General features: G+C 39.1%; 16 protein-coding genes and 4 pseudogenes. 13 read left to right on the top strand and 7 right to left on the bottom strand.

Translation table 11 applies throughout. The features are described 5' to 3' along the window. Positions 1-3: 3 nt before the first annotated feature. The 4 genes and pseudogenes from ACFJIZ_RS10705 to ACFJIZ_RS10690 all read right to left on the bottom strand — a co-directional run bounded on the left by ACFJIZ_RS10705 (position 4) and on the right by ACFJIZ_RS10690 (position 3,519). Positions 4-933, bottom strand: coding sequence for an acyl transferase (locus ACFJIZ_RS10705; RefSeq protein WP_379093438.1), 930 nt, complete (start codon positions 931-933; stop codon positions 4-6). 12 nt (positions 934-945) lie between these two features. After that, entirely contained in the window at positions 946-1,296 is a 351-nt protein-coding gene (locus tag ACFJIZ_RS10700; RefSeq protein WP_379093435.1) for a hypothetical protein, read from the bottom strand. Positions 1,297-1,299: 3 nt separating this feature from the next. Beyond that, positions 1,300-2,070 (bottom strand): penicillin acylase family protein, encoded by a 771-nt coding sequence (locus ACFJIZ_RS10695; protein ID WP_379093432.1) that lies wholly within the window; start codon positions 2,068-2,070, stop codon positions 1,300-1,302. Between the two features lie 10 nt (positions 2,071-2,080). After that, positions 2,081-3,519: pseudogene (locus ACFJIZ_RS10690) on the bottom strand (penicillin acylase family protein). Positions 3,520-3,925: 406 nt separating this feature from the next. Here ACFJIZ_RS10690 and ACFJIZ_RS10685 point away from each other — a divergent pair. The 13 genes and pseudogenes from ACFJIZ_RS10685 (at position 3,926) to ACFJIZ_RS10625 (ending at position 20,265) form a co-directional block, all read left to right on the top strand. After that, complete coding sequence (locus ACFJIZ_RS10685) at positions 3,926-4,981, top strand: carboxypeptidase-like regulatory domain-containing protein (RefSeq protein WP_379093429.1); 1,056 nt, start codon at positions 3,926-3,928, stop codon at positions 4,979-4,981. Positions 4,982-5,115: 134 nt separating this feature from the next. After that, positions 5,116-6,099, top strand: coding sequence for a TonB-dependent receptor domain-containing protein (locus ACFJIZ_RS10680; RefSeq protein WP_379093427.1), 984 nt, complete (start codon positions 5,116-5,118; stop codon positions 6,097-6,099). Further along, on the top strand, positions 6,096-6,842 hold the full coding sequence (locus ACFJIZ_RS10675; RefSeq protein WP_379093424.1) for a hypothetical protein: 747 nt from the start codon (positions 6,096-6,098) through the stop codon (positions 6,840-6,842). The genes ACFJIZ_RS10680 and ACFJIZ_RS10675 overlap by 4 nt, the downstream gene beginning before the upstream one ends. 130 nt (positions 6,843-6,972) lie before the next feature. Beyond that, positions 6,973-7,269, top strand: a complete 297-nt coding sequence (locus ACFJIZ_RS10670; RefSeq protein ID WP_379093421.1) for a cyclomaltodextrinase N-terminal domain-containing protein — start codon at positions 6,973-6,975, stop codon at positions 7,267-7,269. A gap of 33 nt (positions 7,270-7,302) precedes the next feature. Further along, the gene (locus ACFJIZ_RS10665) at positions 7,303-8,814 is read left to right on the top strand and encodes an alpha-amylase family glycosyl hydrolase (protein WP_379093413.1); all 1,512 of its coding nucleotides are present in this window, start codon (positions 7,303-7,305) and stop codon (positions 8,812-8,814) included. Between the two features lie 4 nt (positions 8,815-8,818). After that, positions 8,819-9,469: a beta-phosphoglucomutase gene (gene pgmB / locus ACFJIZ_RS10660; RefSeq protein WP_379093410.1), complete on the top strand. Its 651-nt coding sequence runs from the start codon at positions 8,819-8,821 to the stop codon at positions 9,467-9,469. A 6-nt stretch (positions 9,470-9,475) separates the two neighbouring features. Then, positions 9,476-11,480, top strand: a pseudogene (locus ACFJIZ_RS10655) (family 65 glycosyl hydrolase domain-containing protein). Positions 11,481-11,524: 44 nt separating this feature from the next. Beyond that, positions 11,525-11,785, top strand: coding sequence for a glycosyl hydrolase family 65 protein (locus tag ACFJIZ_RS10650; protein WP_379093406.1), 261 nt, complete (start codon positions 11,525-11,527; stop codon positions 11,783-11,785). 155 nt (positions 11,786-11,940) lie between these two features. Then, entirely contained in the window at positions 11,941-13,623 is a 1,683-nt protein-coding gene (locus ACFJIZ_RS10645; protein ID WP_379093403.1) for an alpha-amylase family glycosyl hydrolase, read from the top strand. A 193-nt stretch (positions 13,624-13,816) separates the two neighbouring features. Beyond that, the gene (locus ACFJIZ_RS10640; protein ID WP_379093400.1) at positions 13,817-15,226 is read left to right on the top strand and encodes an MFS transporter; all 1,410 of its coding nucleotides are present in this window, start codon (positions 13,817-13,819) and stop codon (positions 15,224-15,226) included. A 25-nt stretch (positions 15,227-15,251) separates the two neighbouring features. Beyond that, positions 15,252-17,727 (top strand): annotated as a pseudogene (locus ACFJIZ_RS10635) (glycoside hydrolase family 31 protein). An 80-nt stretch (positions 17,728-17,807) separates the two neighbouring features. Continuing rightward, positions 17,808-19,812 (top strand): annotated as a pseudogene (gene glgB, locus ACFJIZ_RS10630) (1,4-alpha-glucan branching protein GlgB). 99 nt (positions 19,813-19,911) lie between these two features. Further along, positions 19,912-20,265, top strand: coding sequence for a DUF6717 family protein (locus ACFJIZ_RS10625; RefSeq protein ID WP_379093397.1), 354 nt, complete (start codon positions 19,912-19,914; stop codon positions 20,263-20,265). 506 nt (positions 20,266-20,771) lie between these two features. Here ACFJIZ_RS10625 and ACFJIZ_RS10620 read toward each other — a convergent pair. From ACFJIZ_RS10620 to ACFJIZ_RS10610, 3 genes are all read right to left on the bottom strand, one after another. Beyond that, complete coding sequence (locus ACFJIZ_RS10620) at positions 20,772-22,916, bottom strand: CHAT domain-containing protein (RefSeq protein ID WP_379093394.1); 2,145 nt, start codon at positions 22,914-22,916, stop codon at positions 20,772-20,774. After that, on the bottom strand, positions 22,903-23,451 hold the full coding sequence (locus tag ACFJIZ_RS10615) for a hypothetical protein (protein ID WP_379093391.1): 549 nt from the start codon (positions 23,449-23,451) through the stop codon (positions 22,903-22,905). The genes ACFJIZ_RS10620 and ACFJIZ_RS10615 overlap by 14 nt, the downstream gene beginning before the upstream one ends. Before the next feature lie 86 nt (positions 23,452-23,537). Further along, the gene (locus tag ACFJIZ_RS10610) at positions 23,538-25,520 is read right to left on the bottom strand and encodes a PKD domain-containing protein (protein WP_379093388.1); all 1,983 of its coding nucleotides are present in this window, start codon (positions 25,518-25,520) and stop codon (positions 23,538-23,540) included. Positions 25,521-25,543 lie beyond the last annotated feature (23 nt).

Below are 25,543 nucleotides of genomic sequence, written 5' to 3'. Positions count from 1 at the left end.
CCGTCAGGATAGATTTTGCCTAGTATCCTGTGTGGCAATAAAAGCGCAAGAATTTACATTGGCCAAGTCAATCACATTAATTCCACCACTTTGCCTGTTTTGAAGTAAGCTCAAAGGATCAGAGGTATCCCTTAACAAGATCTTCATCCACGGTGGACAGTTAAATATTCCGTTTCCATAAGAATAGCCTTGTGATAATAATTCCGTCATTCCGTATTCGCTATGGATCTGCTGAACACCAAAACCTTTGTAGAGTGTATCGTGAAGCTCTGCGCGTACCATTTCTTTGCGTTTGCCTTTCATGCCACCAGTTTCCATCACAATCAATTCAGGGAAATCGATTTGGAACTGTTCCACAAAATCTAATAATGCATAGGTAACACCAATTAAAATGGTTTTTTGTTTAGCTATTTTTAAATCTTGAAGGGTAACAAAAAGCTGATCATGGTTGTGCAGAAAATAACCACTTAAAGGGTGTTTGCTTTGTTTTAAAAGGTCATCAACCATATAGATCAAAGAGGGTCCTTCTCTTTCTAAGTAGGATGGGAGCAAGGCGATGATGCAAATTTCTGATGGGTCTCCATAGAATTGTTCAAAAGCCTTGTTGAAGCTTTGTTTGTAGATATTTACATTACTAACCAAATGCTTGCTGATGATCTGGCCAGTGGTGCCTGAGCTACTAAAAACAATCTCTACTGGTTCATTTGTACTTAGAACATTATGGCTTTTGAAGAAACTAATGGGCAAAAATGGAATTTGTCGATAATGTTTGATCGTATCCGTATCGATTTTTAGGTTCTTGATATAGTCGTGATATACAAGGCAATTTTTTGCTTGATGCTGAAAAATAGTTATAGCTACCTGGTTAAAAGTGGCTTCGTTATCAATAGAAAAAATTTGCTCAGGAGTTATATTCACTGCGCAAAAATACAAAGAATTATAATTTTAAGCAGGAGTTTTAAGGCTAATTATGGCTTTTCTAAAATGGTAACCACAATAACCACTGATCCCAGCAACCAGACCTCCGATTAAAACAGTGATCAACAATAAGACTGGCCAAAGTTTAACACCTATCATCTCAGCAACTCTTGTTGCCAAAACATTATGGTTTGGTAAACTCTTAAATAAGGCCATGCCCAACCATAATAAAAAAATGGCCAAAAAAGGCTGCCAAAAGGCAATCTTTCCTGTTTTGCCAATAAAACCACAGGTGGCAAAAGAAATGACAACTACTGCCCACCATGGTAAAACCATTTGTAATAAAAAAGAGGCTATGATAACGACTAAAAAAACCATGTCTTATTTTTTTGAAATTTTGTAATGAGAAATTATTTTACCCGATTTATCATCTGGAGACTGCATAAAGAACAGGTCGTAAAGTTTACCTTGGGCCCAAGTGTCAATCATATTGTCATAAAATGGACTTCCAGGATTGCCTGATTGCCCACCGGGATATACACCATGACCTTTAGGATTTTTTCCAAGTTCTATTACCATTCGCCAAGATGGACCATTAGATTCGCTGATGGCATTAACTGTACTTTTTGAACCTCCAATTAATAAAGTCTTAGAACCAAAGCCAGGTATTTTTGCTAGATGTGGAACGTTGGTGTTTTTTACTTTTGCCCAATTCCAATTTTTGCCAATTGGCCCATATTTACGTTCCAAGCTATCGCAGGCAAATTTAAACGATTCATTGACTAAGTCTGCCAAGGTTTCTTTCTGATTGGTTTTTACATTGTCGAACCATTTTGAATTTGGATCTTTTTGGATGAGTTCTACCGTACGGTCTCTAGAAGGATAACGCATTGGAATATCAGCAATGGTAAAATCATCGTCCCAAATATCATAGGTTAACCTTTTGGTCCATAGGTCAAAAATACTGGCTCCAACCTCATTGGCCTCAAAGTATTTGTTCCATTTTGTGGTAATGCTCAAGGCCTCTTTTTGTGTAGCATTTAATTGACCAGCATTAACTAATGGTAAAATATGAGGTAACAGATTCTCAGCAATTAAGCTATATGAATCACTCTGCAGATTACGCATGCTGTCTACATTTGCCTTGGTCATTGCGGTAAGTCTATCGTTGAATCCTCTGCCCGCGTTCGTATGGAGAAAACTCCCAATTGATGTAATAAGGATAGGTCTGGTCTGTTGAAGATTGGTTGGCAGAACTCACAAAATTTCGAGGAGGATTTTTCACCGTTGGATTTTGGTCTGCAGGAATCCAGCCCTGCCAATCATTTCCTGGGTCTGAGCCATCTAAGATAAACTTGCCTTGGTCTTTCCATTTCAACGGGAATTTTCCGTTGGGTGTAATGGCAATATCGTTCTCAGTGCTGGCAAAAATAAAATTCTGTGCAGGGGCGGTGTAATAAGTAAGGGCCTTTCTATAATCGGCATAATTTTTTCCTCTGTTGAGGTAATAAAATGTAAGCAACTCATTCGATTTGTCGTGGGCAATCCATCTTAAGGCATTACCTACAGGTACATTATTAGCCTTGCCATATTTAGGTTTTTGGAAATAGACTACGGGACCGTGATGTGTATAATAAACGGTATCAATCTCATCAGCAGCACCTCTTATCTTAATTTTTTCAAAACGTTGTGTGGTATTTTTCCAAGTGTTGTTGTACCAATAGCTTTGGTGTTTGTCGTCTTTGAATTTGATCTGGTAAAAGTCCAATACATCTGCTGCTACATTTGTAACTCCCCAAGCAATATTTTGGTTAAAACCGATGATTACTCCCGGTGCACCAGGAAGCGATACGCCATAAGAATTTAGGCCGGGAGCATTCAATTGAATCTGATACCAGATAGAAGGCAAAGTTAGGTCTAGGTGTGGGTCATTAGCTAATATAGGATAACCCGAAGCTGTTTTTGCTCCAGAAACTGCCCAGTTGTTACTGCCAATACCTTCAACTTTTTGTTTGGTCTGTACGTTGCCTGTTAACATTTCTGTATAACCTTTTGGTGTTGGAGGAATTGGGAGTGGAGTAAAATCCCATTTGGTGCCAACAGGAATGATCGGACTTTCTTTGAAAGGATAATCTGGGAAAAGGTCTTTTGTGATTTCGGGGCCAAATTTTTTAAGGATATTGGTCATGTAAAATTCGTCGGATCCCATAGCTAACACTGCCGACATCTGTTTAAGTAACAACGCACATTTAATTGGAGTCCAATCTTCAGGTTTAAAATCCAATAATTTATACTCTAAGGGTAGATTTGTCCTGCTCAAAGAGTGGATATAATCGTTGATCCTTGGGTGTAGGCCAAAATCATTTCTTTAGCCTTGGGATCTTCCATCATTCCTTTTAAGGAGTTTTCGGCGCCATATACCATTCCCATCCTTCTTTGGTAACGGTCTACTTCTATGGCTTTTTTGCCAACTACTTCCGATATCCTTCCAGCAGCAAACCTGGTTTGGAAATCCATTTGCCATAAGCGATGCATGGCGGTTACATAACCTTGGGCATAATATACATCATGGTCGTTTTTTGCGAACACATGGGGAATCATTTTGTCATCAAAGAAAATGTCGATTTTATCGTGGGCGCCTTTAAGCGCTATGTTTTTATTGGCCGATACCATACTGCTTTCGGCATTTTGCCAAAAACCAGTAAACGGATTTAAAAATTTAAGTAATGGAGGGGTATCACCAAATTTTGTGTTGAACGCATATGCCAATAAAATAGGTATAATGATGCAAATGAGGGCTTTGACTCTGTTCATTAGTTTGATTTATAGGTTTAATTGGTCGTTTCTCTGTTTCGATGAAGAAACATGTTCTGCAATTTACTATAAAAATGGATTGAAATCCAATCAAATTAGATTTTGCAAAATAAATTTTGTGCCAAATAGAATTTGTTAGTAAAGAAATTTGTATTAAGTTTATAGTAAATAAACAAATATAAACTACTTGAGTATGAACAAAATCTTTACAAAAATCATCTTTTTGCTTTTTATGCTTTTTGCAACCAGTGTTGCAGTGCATGCGCAGAGCATAATAGTTAGTGGTTCTGTTACAGATAAACTAACAAAAGAGCCAATTCCTGGTGTAAGCGTTGTTATTAAGGGAAAAACAATAGGTTCATCAACAGATTTAAAAGGTCAATTCTCTTTTTCTACCACAGAAAAGGCCCCATTTACATTGGTTGCTTCTTATATCGGCTTTGCGTCTGTAGAAAAAGAAATCACCAGCACAACAGCTAATATTACATTTGAATTGGAAGCTACTGCTATCTTAGGTCAAGAAGTAGTTGTATCTGCTTCAAGAACACCAGAGCGTATTCTTGAATCGCCAGTTTCTGTAGAGAGAATCAGCTCTTCAGCTTTAAAGGAACTTCCTGCTCCTTCATTTTACGATGCCCTTAATAATTTAAAAGGTGTGGAGATGAGTACGCAGAGTTTAACCTTTAAATCTGTGAATACTCGTGGTTTTAATGCAAATGGTAATACTCGTTTTAACCAGTATATTGATGGAATGGATAACCAGGCTCCTGGTTTGAATTTCTCAGTTGGTAATATCGTAGGGCTATCAGAGCTTGATGTTGATAACGTAGAGTTATTGCCTGGAGCAGCTTCTGCATTATATGGTGCTGGTGGTATCAATGGTACTTTATTGATGACATCTAAAAACCCTTATCAATATCAAGGTGTAAGTTTTCAATACAAAGGTGGTATCAACCATGTTGACGACAACAATACCAATCAAGGTGTAAGAGAATTTAAACAATTCGATCTGCGTTTGGCCAAATCATGGAACAATAAGTTTGGAATCAAAACCTCATTTGGTTTTTTACAAGCTAAAGATTGGGCAGCTTCTGATACCAGAAACTTTGACAGAACTTCTCGTCAGTTGAAAAGTGGTGACAGAAGTAGCGATCCTAATTATGATGGGATTAACGTTTATGGTGATGAGATCAGCCAAAATATGATCAATGTTACCCAATCGTTAAATGCAGGATCATTGCTGGCGTAAATGCTGCCAGTGGTGGTGCAATTCCAAATATCCAAACCTCTTTAAATGGTGCATTCAGTGCCTTAGGAGTAGCTCCTGGAGCAGCTCCAACTGCAGCTCAACAAGCGGCTGCTTTAGGTCTTTTCCCAGCAGCTTTGAGACCAACCATCCAAAGTTATATGCCTTTTTATGTGGGATTAAGAGTGCCTGGATTATTGCCAAACCAATTTGTATCGAGAACTGGTTATGCTGAGTCTGACTTGGTTGATTATGATACCAAATCATTGAAAACCTCAACTTCATTACACTATAAGTTTACCAATACCATTGAAGCGATTGCACAAGCCAATTGGGGAACTGGTACTTCGGTTTATACAGGTACAGATCGTTATTCTTTAAGAAACTTTAAAATCGGTCAGTACAAATTAGAACTAAAAGGACAAGACTTCTTCTTAAGAGGTTATACTACACAAGAACGTTCTGGCGAAGCTTATAATGCAACTATCTTGGGTACGTTTATCAATGAGGCTTGGAAGCCTTCTGGTGGCTTGACAGGTTGGTATGCACAATACATAGGTAACTATATCGGCGCAAGATCAAGCGGACAAACCGATGCGGCAGCACAGGCTTTTGCAAGATCACAAGCTGATATTGGTCGTTTGGTACCTGGTTCTGCAGGTTATGAAAGCGCTAAATCTGCCATTACTGCTAAAACAATTGGTCCACAAAATGGAGCTAAATTCAATGATAAAACCAATCTATACCACTATGAAGGGATGTACAACTTCTCTAACGCATTAAATAATGTAGTAGAGCTTCAAATTGGTGCTTCTTATCGTGATTATTTCTTGCACTCTGATGGAACGATCTTTGATGATGCAAATCGTGACATCACCATTAGTGAATATGGAGCTTTTGCACAATTGGGTAAAAAACTTGGAGAGAAATTTAAATTGACAGTTGCTGGTCGTTACGACAAAAGTAAAAACTTTGAAGGCAGACTTACACCTCGTGTAACTGGTGTATGGACAGTAGCGCCAAACAATAACATCAGGATGTCTTATCAAACCGGTTACCGTAACCCAACTACGCAAGATCAGTATATTGATTTAGCTGTTGGTGGTGACTTACACGTTTGATCGGTGGTTTGCCAGAGTCAATCAACAAATACGAACTAAACACAAATAAAGGAGTTACTTCAACTAGTTATAGAGCTTTCTTGGCTTCTGTAGCTGCCGGTGCACCAAATCCAGCATTATTACAACCATACACTTTTGATGCAGGCGGTCTTCGTCCAGAAAGTGTACAGTCATTTGAGCTAGGTTACAAAGGTTTGGCTACAACAAGCTTATTGATTGATGCTTATGCTTATTACAATATTTACGAAGATTTTATCGGAGGGGTTGACTTGTACCAAAATCCTACTACTACTGCTGTTAAATTTAGCGTGCCAGTAAACATTGCAGGTAAAGTTAAATCTTATGGTGGTGCTTTCGGATTAGATTACCAAGTTGGTAAATTCAATTTCAATGGAAATACATCATACAATAAATTGAATGATATACCTGCAAATTTTGACAACAACTTCAATACACCAGAATGGAGATTCAATGCAGGTGTAGGCAGTAGAGAAATTGTTAAAAACTTTGGTTTCAACGTTCAGTACCGTTGGCAAGATGCGTTTTACTGGAACTCTACCTTTGCTTCCGGAGATGTTCCTGCTTATTCTACCTTTGATGCCCAAGTTAACTTAAAAGTGCCTTCAGTTAAAGCTGTAATCAAATTGGGTGGGTCTAACATCCTGAATAAATATTATGCAACTTCATTTGGTAACCCTCAAGTTGGTGCACTTTATTATATCGGTTTTACCTATAACCCATAATAGTTCATAATTTAAAGAAAAAGCTCTCCTTAATCGGAGGGCTTTTTTTGTTTAAAGCCATTATTTTTTCAAATCTTTTGCTTTTAGCGGTAAAAATTAACACTTTAGCTAATGCATCAATAAGCTATTAATGAGAAGGAACGTATTTTTTTTAATTTTGATTTTCTCCCTACAAAGCCAATTTCTCTTTGCGCAACTCCCCGCAATAGAAAGAATAGAACCATTAAATTGGTGGGTAGGTTTTAAAGATACCTCTTTACAGTTGTTGATCCATGGCGACAAGGTTGCAGATAAAAAAGTGAGTTTAAACTATGCTGGTGTTAAACTAATCAGTACTCAAAAAGTAGACAATCCAAACTACCTGTTTGTAAACCTCCAGATTTCTGCTGCAACTAAACCCGGTAAGTTCAATTTGGTTTTGACTTAGGCAGGCGCCAAAACGATAACTTATCCTTATGAATTGAAGCAACGCAGCAACAAAACACAAGGTGTTACCAATAAGGACTTTATTTATCTGATCATGCCCGATCGTTTTGCCAACGGTGATGAAAGCAACGACCGTATTGCAGGCATGAAAGATAAGACCTTTAATAGGGATTCGATATTTTACCGTCATGGAGGCGATTTGCAAGGTATCATCAACAAGCTGCCTTACCTGCAAGAATTGGGGGTAACTACGCTTTGGTTAAACCCTGTATTGGAAAACGATGAGTATAAAACTTCTTACCATGGCTATGCCAATACAGAAAACTATCAGGTAGACCGTCGGTTTGGCAACAATGCCCTGTATAAAAAGTTGGTTGACGAATGCCATAAACGTGGAATGAAGATGATCAAAGATCTGGTACATAATCATATTGGCGACCAACATTTTTTATTTTTAGACTCGCCAGCTAAAAACTGGTTCCACCAATGGCCAAAATATACTGGTACCACTTATAAAGACCAGACTTTGTTTGATCCTTATGCCGCAAGTGCCGATAAAAAATTAATGACCGATGGCTGGTTCGACCGCCACATGCCCGATGTAGACCAACAAAACCCTTTGGTAAAGAAATACATTACGCAGAGCCATGTCTGGTGGGTCGAGTATGCTGGTTTAGATGGTTTCAGGTTAGATACCTATGCATACAACGATAAGGTATTTATGGCCGAATGGGCAAAAGCCATTACTACCGAATTTCCGAAATTTACTTTTTTTGGCGAAACCTGGGTGAATGGAACAGCTAACCAAGTGTTTTTTACAGAAGGGAATACCGTTAACCAACATTTTGATACAGGTTTACAAGGCGTAACAGACTTTCAGACTTATTTTGCAATCAATGAGACCTTGAATGGGAAATTTGGCTGGACAGATGGCGTAAATAGATTATATACCGTTTTGGCAAGCGACTATCAATACAAAGACCCTACACGCAATGTACTGTTTTTGGACAACCATGACGTGAGCCGTTTTTATTCGGTAGTGGGAGAAGATTTTAATAAATATAAATCGGGGATTATTCTATTGTTCTCACTACGTGGTATACCTCAGCTATATTATGGTACTGAGATCTTGATGAAGAACTATGCCGATCCAGATGGCAAGGTGCGGGAAGATTTTCCAGGAGGTTGGGCTGGAGACAAAACCAACAAGTTTACGCAGGCCGGAAGAACGGCAAAAGAGAACGAAGCTTTCAACTTTGTGAAAAAGTTGGCAAACTATCGAAAAAACAATGCAGTTTTGCAGACTGGGAAGCTGATGCAGTTTGTACCAGAAAAAGGTATCTATGTGTATTTTAGATACAACAATGAAAAAACCGTAATGGTGGTAATGAATACCAATGAGCAAGCAGAAGAATTGACGACAACTCGTTTTGATGAAAGGATCGGTAGATACAAAACTGCTGTAAATATCGTTACAGATGAGCAACTACCACTCCATAAACTGCAGCTAGCTGCCAAAACAACTTATATCTTTGAACTACAATAAACATATGTCTAACCTAAAAGCATGTATTTTTGATCTTGATGGCGTTATCGTAGACACGGCCGTGTACCATTATAAGGCATGGCGAAGATTAGCCAACCAATTGGGATTTGATTTTACAGAAGAACAAAATGAAGAATTAAAAGGCATCAGCAGAATAGAGTCTCTAAAAATTATATTAAATTGGGGTGCTGTTAGTAAAACTGAGGAAGAGATGCAGGCGCTGGCCACCTTAAAAAATACCTGGTATGTTGAAATGATCACTAAAATGACCCCTCAAGAGATTTTGCCTGGCGCAAAAGAGTTTTTGGAGTTGGTAAGGGCCAATCATTATTTAACAGCTTTGGGTTCAGCGAGTAAAAACTCCGAAACCATACTAAGGCAAATAGGTTTAATGCATATGTTTGATGTATTGGTAGATGGAAATAAAGTAACAAAATCTAAACCAGACCCAGAAGTGTTTTTGGTTGGGGCAGCAGAACTGAATGTAGAAGCAAGTGCATGTGTTGTATTTGAAGATGCGATAGCTGGCGTACAAGCTGCCAAAACAGGAGGAATGAAAGCTGTGGGCATAGGCAATGCAACAGTTTTAAAAGAAGCCGACCTAGTGGTGCCTGGCCTATATGAAATGACTATTGAAAAATTGGAGAATTTATAATCGAGAATGAAGAATTATATCAAACATAACGAGTGGCAGATTATCGAAGAGGGATTTGATCCTCAGCTGAACAAGATTTCTGAAAGTATATTTAGCTTGGGTAATGGACGAATGGGCCAGCGTGCCAATTTTGAAGAAACCTACACCGGAGAAACTTTACAAGGCAATTATGTGGCTGGTGTATATTATCCAGATAAAACAAGAGTTGGATGGTGGAAAAATGGCTATCCAGAGTATTTTGCCAAAGTATTGAATGCAACGAACTGGATCGGAATCAACGTTGTGGTAAATGATGAGGTATTAGATCTGCATACTTGTAAAGTTATATCGTTTAGTCGTGTACTGGATATGCAACAGGGGACATTGACCCGAAAATTTGTTGTTGAGCTCAGGAGCGGGAACGTTCTCGGAGTTGAATCTGTTCGTTTTTGCAGCATTGTAGATGATGAAGCAGGAGCAATCAGGTATCGCATTACGCCACATAATTTCGATGGAAGAATCACCATTGAGGCGAGTTTGGATGGTGACATCAAAAACCAGGATTCAAATTACGACGAAAAGTTTTGGAACGAGATCAATGCTAAGGAAGAAGATGGTTTCGCGCTGTTGAACATGGAAACCAAAAAGACCGCTTTCTGGGTAAGTTCTGCAATCTGTACCACCATTGATCAAGATGGTAAAGATTTAGGCCTGAAACCAGTTTTTAAGCGCAAAGAAAAATATGTAGCGCAACAATTTACCGTTGAAGTGAAAAAAAATCAGGTTACCAGCATTTATAAATATGCAGTAAACCTGTCTTCAGAAAACTATGTCAAAGAAGAATTAGAAAAAGCAACCATTGCAACCTTAAAAAAGGTGGTAGCCAAAGGTTTTGATCAACTATTGGATGAACAAGCCAAAGCTTGGGCTGTTAAATGGCAAAACGGTGATGTGATCATTGAGGGAGACGTAGCTGCACAGCAAGCCATTCGTTTTAACATCTTCCAATTGCACCAAACCTATACCGGTGAGGATGCACGTTTGAACATCGGTCCGAAAGGATTTACAGGCGAAAAATATGGAGGTTCTACCTATTGGGATACCGAAGCCTATTGTTTGCCTTTTTACCTGGCTACAGCACCACAGCAGGTAGCAGAAAATTTATTGATCTATCGTTACAAACATCTGGAAAAAGCGATTGAGAACGCAGAAAAGCTAGGTTTCAACAATGGCGCAGCTTTGTATCCAATGGTGACCATTAATGGCGAAGAATGCCACAACGAATGGGAGAATCACTTTTGAAGAGATCCACAGGAACGGGGCCATTGCTTTTGCCATTTTCAATTACATCCGTTACACTGGCGAACAACAGTATCTGGCACAATATGGACTGGAAGTATTGATCGGTATTGCACGTTTCTGGGCGCAGCGCATCAATTGGAGCATCGAAAAGGAGCAATACGTAATGCTTGGTGTTACTGGGCCTAATGAATACGAAAACAATGTCAATAACAACTGGTACACCAGCACTATTGCTACATGGTGTTTAAAATATACCATCGAAGCCATTGATAGGGTTAAAGCAGCCGATGGCAAACGATTAGATGAAATCTTCAAGAAAACAAAGTTCGATGCAAGCAAAGAGACAACGCATTGGCAAGATATCATCAACAAGATGTTCTATCCTGAAGATAAAAAACTAGGTATTTTCTTACAACAGGATGGATTTTTAGATAAAGAACAGGTATTGGTTAAAGACCTACCTGCCGCAGATCGACCATTGAACCAAAAATGGAGCTGGGATAGGTACTTAAGGTCGTGTTTTATCAAACAAGCAGACGTGCTACAAGGGCTGTATTTCTTTGAAGAAGACTATGATCTGGAAACCATCCGCAGAAACTACGATTTTTACGAACCACGCACCGTTCACGAAAGTTCTTTATCGCCTTGCGTACATGCGATCATTGCCGCAAAATTGGGGGACTTGGATAGAGCCTATGAGTTTTACCTGCGTACTTCTCGTTTAAATTAGACGATTACAACAACGATACGGAAGATGGATTACACATTACCTCAATGGCAGGTACATGGTTAAGTGTAGTAGAAGGTTTTGGTGGCATGCGCATCAAAAATGACCAGTTGCATCTTCATCCGGTTCTACCGGTACAATGGAAATCTTATGCTTTTAAAATCGGTTTCAGGCAAGCCATTGTTACGGTAAAAGTAGATCAGGAAACCGTGAGTTTGACAAATGAGAGTGATAAAGCATTAATCTTAAATGTTTTTGGTGCCAATCATCACCTGTCGGCAAACGGAACTTTGACCATTCATTCTTAAAACCATTAACCATTGAAACACGTTATCAAAATAGCTTTATCGATAGCCCTGATGTGGAGCTTATCTGCTTGCGTACGTAAAAATAACCTACAGATGTTAGATCCAACCAAACGACTACAGAGAAGATCGAAAACAAAAAAAATGTCATTTACCAAATGCTGGTACGCCATTTTGGGAACCAGAACACCACCAATGCCTATTACGGTTCGATAACAGCAAATGGTAGTGGTAAATTTAATGATATCAATGATAAAGCCTTAAGTGAACTTAAAAAAATGGGCGTAGATTATGTTTGGTACACAGGCGTAATTGAGCATGCTACCATGACAGATTATACCAAAGATGGAATCAAGGCCGACGACCCTGATATTGTGAAAGGAAGAGCAGGCTCGCCTTATGCCATTAAGGATTATTATGATGTTGATCCAGATTTGGCGGTTGATGTTAAAAACCGGATGGCAGAATATGAGGCATTGATCAAACGTACCCATAGCCAAGGATTAAAGGTTTTGATGGATTTTATCCCTAATCATGTGGCCAGAACTTACCATTCGGATGTGAAACCAAATAATGTGGTTGATTTGGGAGCTAATGACAACAAAAACAAAAGCTTTGATCCAACAAATGACTTCTATTATATCCCGAATCAGAAATTTGTAGTTCCAGCGGGTTATAATCCAGGTGGTGATGGATTTAAAAGTGCATTAAAGGATGGCCAATTTGACGAGAATCCAGCAAAGGTTACTGGAAATAATGTATTTAGTTCCGCACCTAAACTAGACGATTGGTTTGAAACGATCAAACTGAATTATGGACTGGACATCCAAAATAACCATACCAAAAACTTTGTGCCACAACCCCCACTTTGGAAAAAGATGAAAGATATCTTAGCCTTTTGGGCCTCAAAAGGAGTAGATGGTTTTAGATGTGATATGGTAGAGATGGTTCCGGTAGAGTTTTGGAGTTGGGCAATTGCCGATCTGAAAAAAAAATACCCAAACCTGATCTTTATTGGTGAGGCCTATGATAGAAATGAATACAAGAACTTTTTGGTGAACGGAAAATTTGATTTCCTCTATGATAAAGTTGGACTCTATGATGGCATCAAACGTTTAATCAAAGCGGAGGACAATGCAACTGTTAAAGATATCAGCCTGGTTTGGCAAAAAGAGAGCAATGGTTTTTCACAGCACATGTTACGCTTTTTAGAGAACCATGATGAAGAACGTATCGCCTCAAAAGGATTTGCCAATAACCCTTGGTATGCGGTTCCTGGAATGGTGGTTACAGCAACACTATCATCTGGACCTGTAATGATCTATAATGGACAGGAAGTAGGCGAGCCTGCACAAGGAGCAGAGGGTTTTGGAGGCGATGACAGTCGTTCTTCGATCTTTGATTATTGGGGCCTGCCACAACATCAGAAATGGATGAACAATGGTGCTTTTGATGGTGGTCAATTAAACGAGGATGAGCAAAAGCTTCGTCAGTTTTATAGTACTTTGCTGCAATTGGCTACCCGTAACGAAGCCATTGCCAAAGGTAATTTCTATGAACTTTTGGCAGCCAACAAAAATGCCGAAGGTTTCAATGATAAAGTATATGCCTATTTAAGATACACAGAAACTAAACGTGTATTGGTGTTGGCCAACTTTAACAGAAACGAAACCAAACTAAAAGTAAACTTACCCAAAGATGTTTTAGAAGCATTTAATATCGAAGGTAAGCCTTTAACTTTTACAGATCTATTGACCAAAACCGAATTTTCTACCAATAACATCAACAAAGGATTGATGATTAGTATGCCAGCGACAAGTGCTGTCATACTTGAATTTTAACAATTATTAAATAATAAGATATACGTCAGTCTGAGCTGAATTTACTGCGCTGTTAACAAATACACTTCGACACCTGCCTACCGCAGGGAGGAACTTAGTGTGACAACTATGAATGAACAATTAACCAGTTAAAACAATTGAGCAATTAAACAATCATCAGTCTCTAGAGAACCTAACCAAATAAACCAAACCAATGAACCAATCAATCAAACCAAAACTCTCCTTTTGGAGTATCTTTAACATGAGCTTCGGCTTTTTGGGTATTCAGTTCGGCTTTGCCCTACAAGGAGGCTTTATGTCGCGTATCTTTCAAACCCTTGGCGCAAGTCAGGACAGTATCCCTGCATTATGGGTAGCAGCACCCTTAACAGGATTGTTGGTGCAGCCTATTATTGGTTATTTGAGTGACCGTACCTGGAGCCCAAGATGGGGAAGGAGGAAACCATTTTTCTTGATTGGCGCCATTTTGAGTACGGTTGTACTGTTTTTCTTGCCCAACTCTCCAGTACTTTGGATGGCGGCAGGTTGTTTATGGGTTTTAGATGCTTCTATCAACATTACCATGGAGCCATTTAGGGCTTTGGTAGCAGATAAACTACCGGATTCGCAACGCTCTTATGGGTTTGTAATGCAGACATTGATCATCGGTGTTGGTACATGGGTAGCCAGTAACTTGCCTTGGTTGGTTAATCAGTTGGGGGTGTCTAACGAAGCTTTACCAGGTATTGTGCCCTTATCCGTTAAAATAGCTTTTGCTATTGGTGGAGTAGTTTTTTTAGGATCGGTTTTGTATACTATTTTTACCACAACAGAATATCCGCCAGAAGACCTGGCTGCTTTTAAAAAGGAGAATGAAGAGAGCAAAGGATTTTTAAATGGATTTAAAGAGATTTTTTCGAGCATCGGTAAAATGCCCAATACCATGAAATTATTGGGCGTGATACAGTTTTTTAGCTGGTTTGCCTTTTTTGCCATGTGGAGCTTGGCCACGCCCGCACTCACTAGTCATGTTTTTCATGCCCCTGTTCCGGTAGAGAGCGCGTTTAATATGGCCGATGAAAGTTCTAAAGCTTTGTTCATGTCGGCCAGCAAAGCCTATAACGATGCAGCAGACCTAGTGGGTTCTTACATGGGCATGTATGGCCTATCATCAATGGCTTTTGCCCTTCTGTTAACTTTTTATGCAGCCAAAAGAAGCATCAACAGAAAATACATCCACATGTTCAGTTTAATGGCAGGAGGATTAGGGTTTATTTCCATGTATTATATCCAACAACCAGAACAGCTGATCTATTCCTTTATATTGATCGGTATTTCTTGGGGCAGTATCCTGTCCATGCCTTATGCAATGTTGTCGAGCGCTATAAATCCTAAAAAAATGGGGATTTATATGGGGATTTTTAATATGTTTATTGTAATTCCGCAAATCATTGCCGCAACAGGAGGTCTGAACTATCTATACCACGTTATTTTTGGCCCCGAGGTGATCAATGCAATGCTGTTGGCAGGTGCTTCGTTAGTTATTGGAGGCTTGGCCAACTTTTTGATTACCGATAAAAAGGTCATCACGCATCAAGCAGAAGATACGGAAGTATTGAGTTAAAGAGAATAAGCAGCAATTAAAATTTATGGAAGAAGGAAATAACATAGACGAAAAGGAAGTAATCAAAGCCGTAACCTCAGATCATATTGAAGAAGAGATCATTCAACACCTTAATAATCCTGTTACCGACCTCAAACCAATTGTAAAACAATATTTAACAGCGGTTAAAGGTGTAAAAAAAGAAGGGAATAAATTTTATTTTTCTGATGGCAGTGCCCGCGTAGAAGTAAGAGTAGTAAGTGATGAGATCATTAGGGTAAGGTTGGCGCCACATGGTGTGTTCCTAGACGATTTTTCTTATGCCGTACCAACGGTCGACCAAAAGGTAACCACATTCAGATTAGAAGAGAATGAAGACTTTTATGCCATTTCTACCAATACCATCACCTGCAGGGTAAGCAAGGAAGATTTTTTGGTCTCTTTTGTAGACAATACCACCAACATGGTGATGAGCCAAGATACTTCTCCGATGCATTGGGAAGAAAACGTTGAATTTGGTGGATACTATGTTTTTGCCACCAAAGAATGTTTACCAGAAGAGAACTTTTTTGGATTGGGAGATAAATCGGGCAACCTGAATTTAAGAGGACGTAAGTTCCAGAATTGGAATACCGATGCCTATTCTTTCGGTTGGGACCAAGATCCTTATACCGTACCATTCCTTTCTACATCGGTTTACACCAAGGAGCTGGTTATGGGGTCTTCTTTGACAATACCTTTAGATCATATTTTGATTTTGGTAGAGAAGACAACAGCAAAACCAGTTTTTGGGCAGATGGTGGCGAACTCCAATATTATTATATCCATGGTCCGCATATGATGGATGTGGTGAAACGTTACCAAACGTTAACGGGAACGCATAAACTACCACCCAAATGGGCTTTAGGTTACCACCAATGTAGGTGGAGTTATTATCCAGAAACCAAGGTAAAGGAAATTGCAGAAGGCTTTAGGTCGCGTCAGGTCCCTTGCGATGCCATTTATCTGGATATCGATTACATGGATGGCTACCGTTGTTTTACCTGGAACAAAAAATATTTTCCAGATCCTAAAAAAATGATCAAGGAACTGGCCAGCATCGGCATGAAAACCGTGGTGATGATCGATCCAGGTATTAAAGTTGATGACAATTATTGGGTATTTAAGGAGGGGAAAGAAAACAATTACTTCTGTCGCCGAAGCGATGACTACTTTATGGAAGGCCATGTTTGGCCGGGTAGATGCCAATTTCCAGACTTTACCAATCCAACGGTAAGGGCATGGTGGGGCGGTTTGTATAAAGAGTTGGTGATCCTAGGTGTAGCAGGGGTGTGGAACGACATGAATGAACCCGCTGTTTTTGGTGCAGGTACTTTCCCTAATGATGTAAGACATAACTACGATGGTTACAGAGGTTCGCACCGTAAGGCCCATAATGTTTACGGTATGCAGATGGTCCGTTCTACCTATGATGGTTTAAAGAAATTGATGCGTAACAAACGCCCATTTACCATTACTAGGGCAGGTTATTCAGGTATGCAGCGTTATGCTTGTGTATGGACAGGAGACAATGTAGCCACATGGGAGCATTTGAAATTGGGCAATATCCAATGTCAACGCATGTCGGTTTCTGGAGTGCCGTTTTGTGGAACCGATATTGGTGGTTTTAGTGGCGAACCAGATGGCGAGTTGTTTACCCGTTGGATCCAATTGGGTACTTTCTCTCCATTTATGCGGGCGCATTCTGCTGGTGATACCGCTGAACGTGAGCCTTGGAGTTTTGGCGAACCTTTTACCGCAATCAACCGCAAGTTCATCGAACTGAGATATCGTTTAATGCCATACATCTACTCTGTATTTTGGGAGCATCACCGTTATGGATTCCCGATTTTAAGGCCACTGGCCATGTTAGAGCAAGAGCTCGATCGAGTAATCATTACCGTCAGGATGAATTTACGTTTGGCGATAAGATCTTGGTATGCCCTGTATTAGAACAAGGTGCCGTTTCGAGGATTGTTTACCTGCCAAAAGGACAATGGTACAATTTCTGGACACACGACCTATTAGATGGAGGCAACGAATACAATATCGATGCGCCATTAGAAGACATGCCTTTGTTTGTAAGAGCTGGCTCTGTTATCCCAGAATATCCGGTAATGCAATATGTGGGCGAAAAACCAATTGATGAGGTATGGTTGAATATATACTATGCCGCTTACGAAGTGAACTCTTTCTTGTTTGAAGATCATGGAGATACCTTTGCCTATGAGCAGGATATCTATCTAGAAAAGAAATTTAGTGTAAAAGGCGATGGCAAAAACTTGTTTATCGAACAGACAATCGAAGGATTATACACACCAAATTATGAACTGTACGATTACAATGTAATTGGGCTGCCATTTCAGGTAAGTAAAATTTTTGTAGACGATAAAGAGATTACAGATTTTTATATAGATGAGCGTAAACGCTTAAGATTTAAATCGAACAAGAATTTTATGCATATTAAGATCATAGGAGTATAGAGGTCAATTGATTGATTGTTGAAATTGTTTGTAAAACATTGAAAACTACCAACTAAAAACCATTAACTGAAACCCCAAAAATGGCCAGCACAAAAAAAAATACCACAGGTAAAACTGCCTCGGCAGGTAAAAAAGTAACGGCAACAAAAAAGGAACATGTATTTGATGCCTATTTGAAAAGTGTTTGGGTTTATAGTTTGTTTACCGATTTCGATATCTCCTTATTTCTAAGTGGAAAGCATTTTCGGCTGTATGAAAAAATGGGAGCACACTTGTGTACCGTTAACAAAAGCAACGGAACCTATTTTGCCGTTTGGGCACCTAATGCACAACAAGTTGCGGTAATGGGTAACTTCAATGCTTGGAACAGAGAAAGCCACCAACTGCATAAAAGATGGGATGCCTCTGGTATCTGGGAAGGATTTATCCCACAGGTAGGTAAAGGAGAAGTGTATAAATATTACCTCAAAGGTTTTGATGGTAGTGACATTGAAAAAGGGGATCCTTATGCCTTGAGATGGGAACATCCTCCACAAAAAGCATCCATAGTTTGGGATACTAACTATACTTGGAAAGATAAGGCTTGGTTAACGAAAAGACCAAAACGGAATGCTTTAGATCAACCGATGTCGGTTTATGAACTTCATCTGGGTTCATGGCAACGTGATCCAAGTGAATCCAGAAAGGGTATTGAGTTATGGAGAAATAACCAAAAGCTTAGTGCCCTATATCTTGGAAATGGGTTTTACGCACGTAGAGCTGATGCCGATCATGGAATATCCTTATTACCCATCATGGGGATATCAGATTACAGGTTATTTTGCGGCAAGTTCCAGACATGGTGCGCCGCAAGACCTCATGTACTTGATAGAGGAACTACATCAGCACAACATTGCAGTGATTTTAGATTGGGTGCCTTCGCATTTCCCCGGAGATGCCAATGGATTGTTCAATTTTGATGGTACACACTTGTTTGAACATGCCGATATGCGTAAGGGTTTCCACCCAGATTGGAAGTCCTACATCTTTAATTACGACAGAAATGAAGTACGTTCGTTTTTGATCAGTAATGCCATGTTCTGGTTAGATAAATATCATGCCGATGGCCTGCGTGTAGATGCAGTGGCCTCTATGTTGTATTTTGATTTTTCGAGAACGGCAGAAGAGGCAGGTACAAACGAATATGGGGGCAGCGAAAATTTGGGTGCCATCCAGTTCCTTAAAGATTTGAATGAGGCCGTATATGGTAATTATAAAGGGGTACAGACCATTGCCGAAGAAAGTAGTACGTTTGATGGGGTAACTAGACCAGTTTATGCTGGAGGTTTAGGCTTTGGGATGAAATGGATGATGGGTTGGATGAACGATACCTTAAAGTATTTTAAGAATGACCCTATCAACAGAAAACACCATCACCATCAACTTACGTTTAGCATGACCTATGCTTTTACCGAAAACTTCATGCTGCCTTTCTCGCATGATGAAGTGGTGCATGGTAAATCGTCGATCATCTATAAGATGCCAGGCGATGAATGGCAGAAATTTGCCAATCTGCGTACGCTATATGCCTATATGTTTACACATCCGGGTACCAAACTGCTCTTTATGGGTAACGAGTTTGCGCAGACCAACGAATGGAATTTTACTGAATCTTTAAATTGGGATTTGTTGCAATATCCACCTCATGCAGGCATGCAACAGTTGGTGAAGGCCTTAAACCAATTGTATAGCAAAGAACCTGCCCTGTATAAATATAATTTCTCTTACGAAGGTTTTGAGTGGATTGATGCAGATGACGCCGATCGATCGATATTCATTTATGCCAGAAAATCTGATAAGGCAAAAGACACCTTGGTGGTCGTACTCAATCTTACCCCTGTATATAGAACCGATTTTAGGGTAGGTATACCAGTTAAAGGAAAATGGAAAGAGATCTTCAATACAGATGCCGGTACATTTTATGGCAGTGGGAAGCTGAATGTGGGTGTGTTAGCCACAGAGCATATCGCTCAAAACAATCAAAAGCAATCTATCGTTGTTAATATTCCACCTTTGGGTGTCTGTATCTTTAAAAAAGGAGTTTAATTTTATTGGTTCGTGTCCCAATCATTGGTTCTTGGCGTCACGAACCGATACATTATTCCTAGTTCGCGCTGAAACGAACCAGGGGAAAATACATACTTGATGGCAAAAAAAGAATTGACGTTTAACAAGAACGAAAAAGGAGAGTGGTACCTACAGTTGCCAGAATGGAATGGAGATCCAGAAGACCTGCAAATGGTAGAAGGTGCGGATCAATGGCTAGATCTGGTAAGCAAGGGTGAACTAAAAATTAATTTAGTCCTGTCTACCGATAATTTTGATCAGGCAGCAGTTTTGACTTTGTTGAGAACCAAAGAACAAAATCTAGGCGGAGGAGGAATTTATTACCTTGAAAGCTATCAGGGAGCAACAGTAGGACTGAAAATCTGGTTGTGTGAGGTAACACGTTTTATATTTGACGACCTGCCCCAGAAAATCTACTTTCTAAAAAAATGATGCAATTGTTTGCAATTTAATTTAATAAATACTAATTTGTAATAAAAATAGAAGGGCCCACATCCATGGACCCTTGCTATCTATTAACCTGTCTTATTTTCCAACAATGCAAACTGTTGAAATCCTTACACTTACTAAGGATCATGGAATACTATTCTTGATCATTACGTAAATGTTCGAGCTTAATTCTGCATCCTCATCGTTTGCATTTAGCTGCGAGTTTTTTTATTATCCTATTTTGGTTTTTCCCTTTATCATTTAGTCGAATCTATGTTATAGATTTACTAAAGGTGAAAAATAGAAAAATAAATGCTATTTATAAACTAAAACGTTAAGTGTAACGAATAATTTAGTTTAAGTTTTGTTACATTAGCCTCAAAGGGTAAAGAACAATGACTGTAAATTGTTGAAATTGATGTAGATATCTCAAATTGTTGCCTTATTAGGGTCAACATAACAATTTTGTTAAAATTCGTTGATGTTTGTCATTTAAGCTGCTCAGTAAATCAAACTATTTTGCGCTTTACAGATTTACGGAGTTTGATCAATACCAAGGCTCCGAAAAATAAAATAACAGCAGCGCCAATGCCTAACATCAAAACCCAATTGGTGGCTGCCTTTAAGGTGAGTTGTTGGTCGGTGCCCATATAGATCAAACTATCCCAATAATAAGGCAGGTAAAAAGCATCGGCAGTTTGAGGTGCATTTAACCAATCTATTTTAGCCATATGTAGGGCATTGCCATTACTTTCACCTGCAAGCATGTGTTTGTAAAAATTGCCCGTGATCACCGAAGCTGCCACATCATTTACATTCCAAAGGCCTGCTATGGTTGCAGGAGTACCTATGGCGTTAAAACCTCTCGATAAACTGATTACACCCTCACCATTGGCCAATAGTCCATCGGCAGTACGGCAGGCACTCAACACCACTAAGGCAGGCGCCTGTTTTTTGGCAGCAAGTTCAAACAAAAACAATTTCTCTTTGTCAAAATCTAAGGTAGGTTCTTGGTTTTTACCCGATAAGTAGGCATGTGTGCCAATATGTAATACGCTGCTCTTTTCAAAAGACTCATTAAAGCTATGGCTGTTCACTTGGTCGTTCAACAGAAAATCGCCATTAACTGTTTTTTTGATGGCTTCGGCTTCGTCAGCTACAGCTTTTAAAGGCTTGTTGCTGTTTTTTTGATGGGTAATAAAAAGTCCGGTAAAGTTTTGGGTATGGGTTGCTGTTTTGGTACTGGTTAAGGTCTTTAAAGAAAAGGCATAAGTAATGCTGTTGTTCTTGATTAAAAATGGCCAATTGGCAATATTAGGTTTATAATTGCCCTCGGTAATCAATCCATCAAAAGAGATGTACCCCAATGCACCATCGGGTACAATTACCACAGGTTGGCCCTTTGCAAATTTTACATTTTTTAAAATAGATTGATAGAGTTGATAAGAAGTCTGATAAAATGCTTTTGGGTCATTTAACATGGCGTTAGGCCCTTGTTGAAAGTAAACTGTAGTATATGATTGGATAGCTGTTGTGATCTTCGCTGCATCTTCAATCTTTATCACATCGTTTACCTTTTTATTGTTGATGTCAATCAGATAGATGGCATCTCTGCCTACAAAGTATTCGATTATCCTTTTGTTGGGTAGGGTATTCATCAAGGTCGAAAACGAGATGTCCCTACTTAAATTCAATTGTTTATACTTCTGCTTGATCTGATTGTTTACCAGTGACAGGTAAAACTTTAAACTATCCGTGTTTTTGTTGATTGTATTGCTTTTGTTTTCTAGTTCTTGCTTTTCATTATAAGTAATGGCGCGCTCAAAAGCCTGTTTTTTGATAAAGAGTGAGTCTTTTTGGTTTACAGCAAATAAACGCTGATTATTATTAATCTGATCTAATAATGTTCTGGCTTTGCTCTGTTCTGCCAGTTCTAAGATCCGGTCCAATATATTTTTGTTTTGGGTTTGTTTGTATAACTGATAACCAATTTCAATTGCTTTTTCAGAGGTATGCTTCAGGTCGGCCTGTAGGCGTTGTTTTGTCTGGTCATCAACAAATTCATTCCTGATTTTATCGGCACTAAAAAGGGCCAGTTTGATCGCATTAAAAGCCTCATCAGGTTTTTTGAGAGCCAGATAGGCATCGGCCATCTGTTCAAAAACTTCAACCAACCTGTAATCGCCATATATTTTACTTATGGTTGGATTGTCTTCTTTATCGGCAACTTTTAAAGTGTAAAGGGTTTGATTAAAATCATTGATGGCCAACAGGTATTGGTGCTGTAAAAGTTTTACCCTCCCCCTTAAAATCTGAATATTCGCCTTTTCACGAAGTCTATCGCCTTTAAAATAGCTATTGATGATGTGGAGGGCTTTGGTTAGACGATCATCTGCTTTTTTGGCATTTTTAAGTTTAAAATAAGCTAAGCCTGCTGTAGTATAAGATCCCATTAACGAATAGGCATTTTCTGCGTTTAGCTTTCTTTGTTTGGTAATGGTGTTTTCTACAAGTTTTGTGGCAGCTAAGTAATCTCCTTTATCAACTGAAATATCGGCCAATATGTTATTTAGTGTCAGATTAGTTCTGGTATCTGGTTTGGCTAATTTAAGTCCGGCCCAAATATTTTTCTCGGCATCTTTAAAATTTCCCATTGAACGGTATGAGATGGCAATATTGCTGTATAGAGAAGCAATAGCTTCTGGTGCATCGTTGTTTTGGAATTAAAAACTTAACCGAGGTCTGCAACAGATAGATCGCTCTTTCATAATCGCCTATTCTGGTGTAGTTGTTGCTCAGTGGTTTTAAAGTGTATTCTACAATTTCATAACTCGAAATCTTGTTTTTTAGATAGTAATTATAAGCTTTTTCATAACTGTTGATGGAGCCTAATATATTACCATCCAACAATTGATAATAACCCTGGCTGTTAATTAGGTCTAAAAAAATATAATGCTCATTATAGGTTTTGGGATTACGCCAGAGCATTTTTTGGGTATCCATTAGATAAGAAAAACGCTGCTGCGGGTTTGATGAAACATGATCCAACCTTTCTAATATCCACGCCTCCAGGTTGTCTTTTTCCTTTAAAGAATCAAGTTTACGCTCAAATGTGGATTGTGCCCATACATTATGGTATAGGCCTAAAAGAAGAAAGAAAAGTGTAAAGCGTAAAAAAACTGAATACATAAAAAGCTTTGTATTTCAGCTAATTTAAGCAAATAGATTTAAATGCGCAGTTGTGGTATTTTGAATACAGGTTACGAAATCTGCTATTAAAATTTCCAGGTTACATAAGTAGCCATTCGGTTATTGTTCGTTTTAGGGTCGTACAAGTATCTAAAGCCAATAGAGGGGCCAACCCGAACCAAACCCAGCTGTACATCTGTAAAGAACGAAACCCTTGCATCGGCAAAATTCTTTTTCGTATCGTTTACGGTGAGCCTTAAGTTTGGTGGCGCTATACCAGCGGCGTTTGGCGCATAGGTATATTCTAAAACATCTGTAGCTTTTTGGTAAAGATCTATCGATACCAAAGTACCTGCCCCCACACCTATAAAAGTATTCAGGTTGTACCTTACCTGCAGCGGGACAGCATTGATTGTTGTTATCTTTTCTGTTCGGGTATGGTCTTTTTTAACAATAAACATCGGAACTTGGTTAACCACCGTATCCCTTCTTTTGGTATCAGACGATACCAAAAAACTGGTCTCCTTGAAAGAGTTGAGATAAAGTTCTACCTGCCAATACAATTTATAAGGCGAATAAGGAGCCAAACTGGCCCCAATTACCACATTTTTACTGTTCAAGTAGTTTTTGTTATCGGTTTTAAACGGAAAGCCATAACCTAAAATAAGGGCAGGAGAAAGGCCCATCTTAAAACGGCCAACTGCTCTATTGGTATAGATGGGTTCATTTTTGTCAAATACAATGGCGGCCCCACTTTTAATGGGCAGCTTTTTTGGCTTCTCTTTAAATTTGATTGTATAAGCCACAAAACCCATGGTAGAATCGGCATCATTAACCCCTTTTTGGTCTAGTCCAGGTAAATAGATGTTGCTGAACACAAAGTGTACACTGTCTTTGCCCATCACGGTTTTGATACAGCTTTGGTTTACATAGGCCAAATCGCAATTGATCACTTCTGGTTTGGTACCTGTTATCTTTAGCGTGGCCTGGTCAAATACTTCAGAGATATTTACAGCCACATCTACCTTTTTGGCCGGTCCTTTACCTGTATTCTGAAAACGGATCTTATAACTCAGCTCTCTGTTCTTTCCGGTAAAACGATAGTTCATCCTGCTTTTTTTCAATACCATTTTGTTAGGGTCATGAGAAGCTACAATCTGTAGTTCCATATTAAAGAATTCAGTTTCGATCAAAGGGTTGTCTGGAATAAATACTGCCGAAAGTCGAACCACGGCATTGGTATCTTTTACCATTTCTGGTGTGGTCTTGAAATGCATAAACAAAAAGCGTTCTTCGTTCTGTTTCAGGTTTTCAAACCGCCAACTTTCGTGGTTTTTAAAATCCTTGGCTTTATCTTTTAACAAGATGTTGGCATCAGCTTGATGCGTAATCGGTAGTTCGTTGTTTAATGAAGCATAATAAACGGGCTTTTGGGTGCCAGGTAGGTAAGCCACGTTCAACATCGATTTCAGATCTGTTTTTTTCTCTCCATGATAAGCTCTTGCTTCTTCGAGCGTAAAATTGTTATTGGCAAACTCTTTATCATTATACAAAATGGCCACCGTACCACTGATGTTCTGCTGTCCGTTGGCGGCCTTGTTTCTGTAGCCAAATACCACCATCATGTCATCGCCAGGTTTGGGCATACAGTTGCTTTTCATTTCTATGTTGCCGCCCATTTTAAATAAGGATGGTTCTATTTGGTTAGACGCTATCATAGGTCTGGTAGAGGCAGGTTTTATGGGTCTGGGTTTGGTTGGTGGTCTTTTGCCATCATCGTAGTTATTGGTAGCAAAAAGCCTCACCAATACCGGGTCTGTACCTTTATAGATATGGAAAGGATTTTTTTCAAAACTAAAACCACCATCGCCAAACTCCCAAAAATAAGTATAAAATGGGGCAGGAGCGCCGGCAATCTGTCGCAATGGCCTCAACTCCGAGCTAAATTCGGTTACGCCATCTTTTGTTGTATAATTGATAATGGCAGGTACCGTATCTGTAGGCAATACCTGTGCGCCAACAGTAGTTATACCAAAACAACATAAAACGAAGAGGAGCGATTTCATCATCCTTAAATTTATATATTTTAATC

The organism is Pedobacter sp. UC225_65, from assembly GCF_042698365.1.
Classification (GTDB): domain Bacteria; phylum Bacteroidota; class Bacteroidia; order Sphingobacteriales; family Sphingobacteriaceae; genus Pedobacter.
The sequence above is the reverse complement of the archived record's forward strand: the minus strand, read 5'-3'. Positions and strand labels throughout refer to the sequence as shown.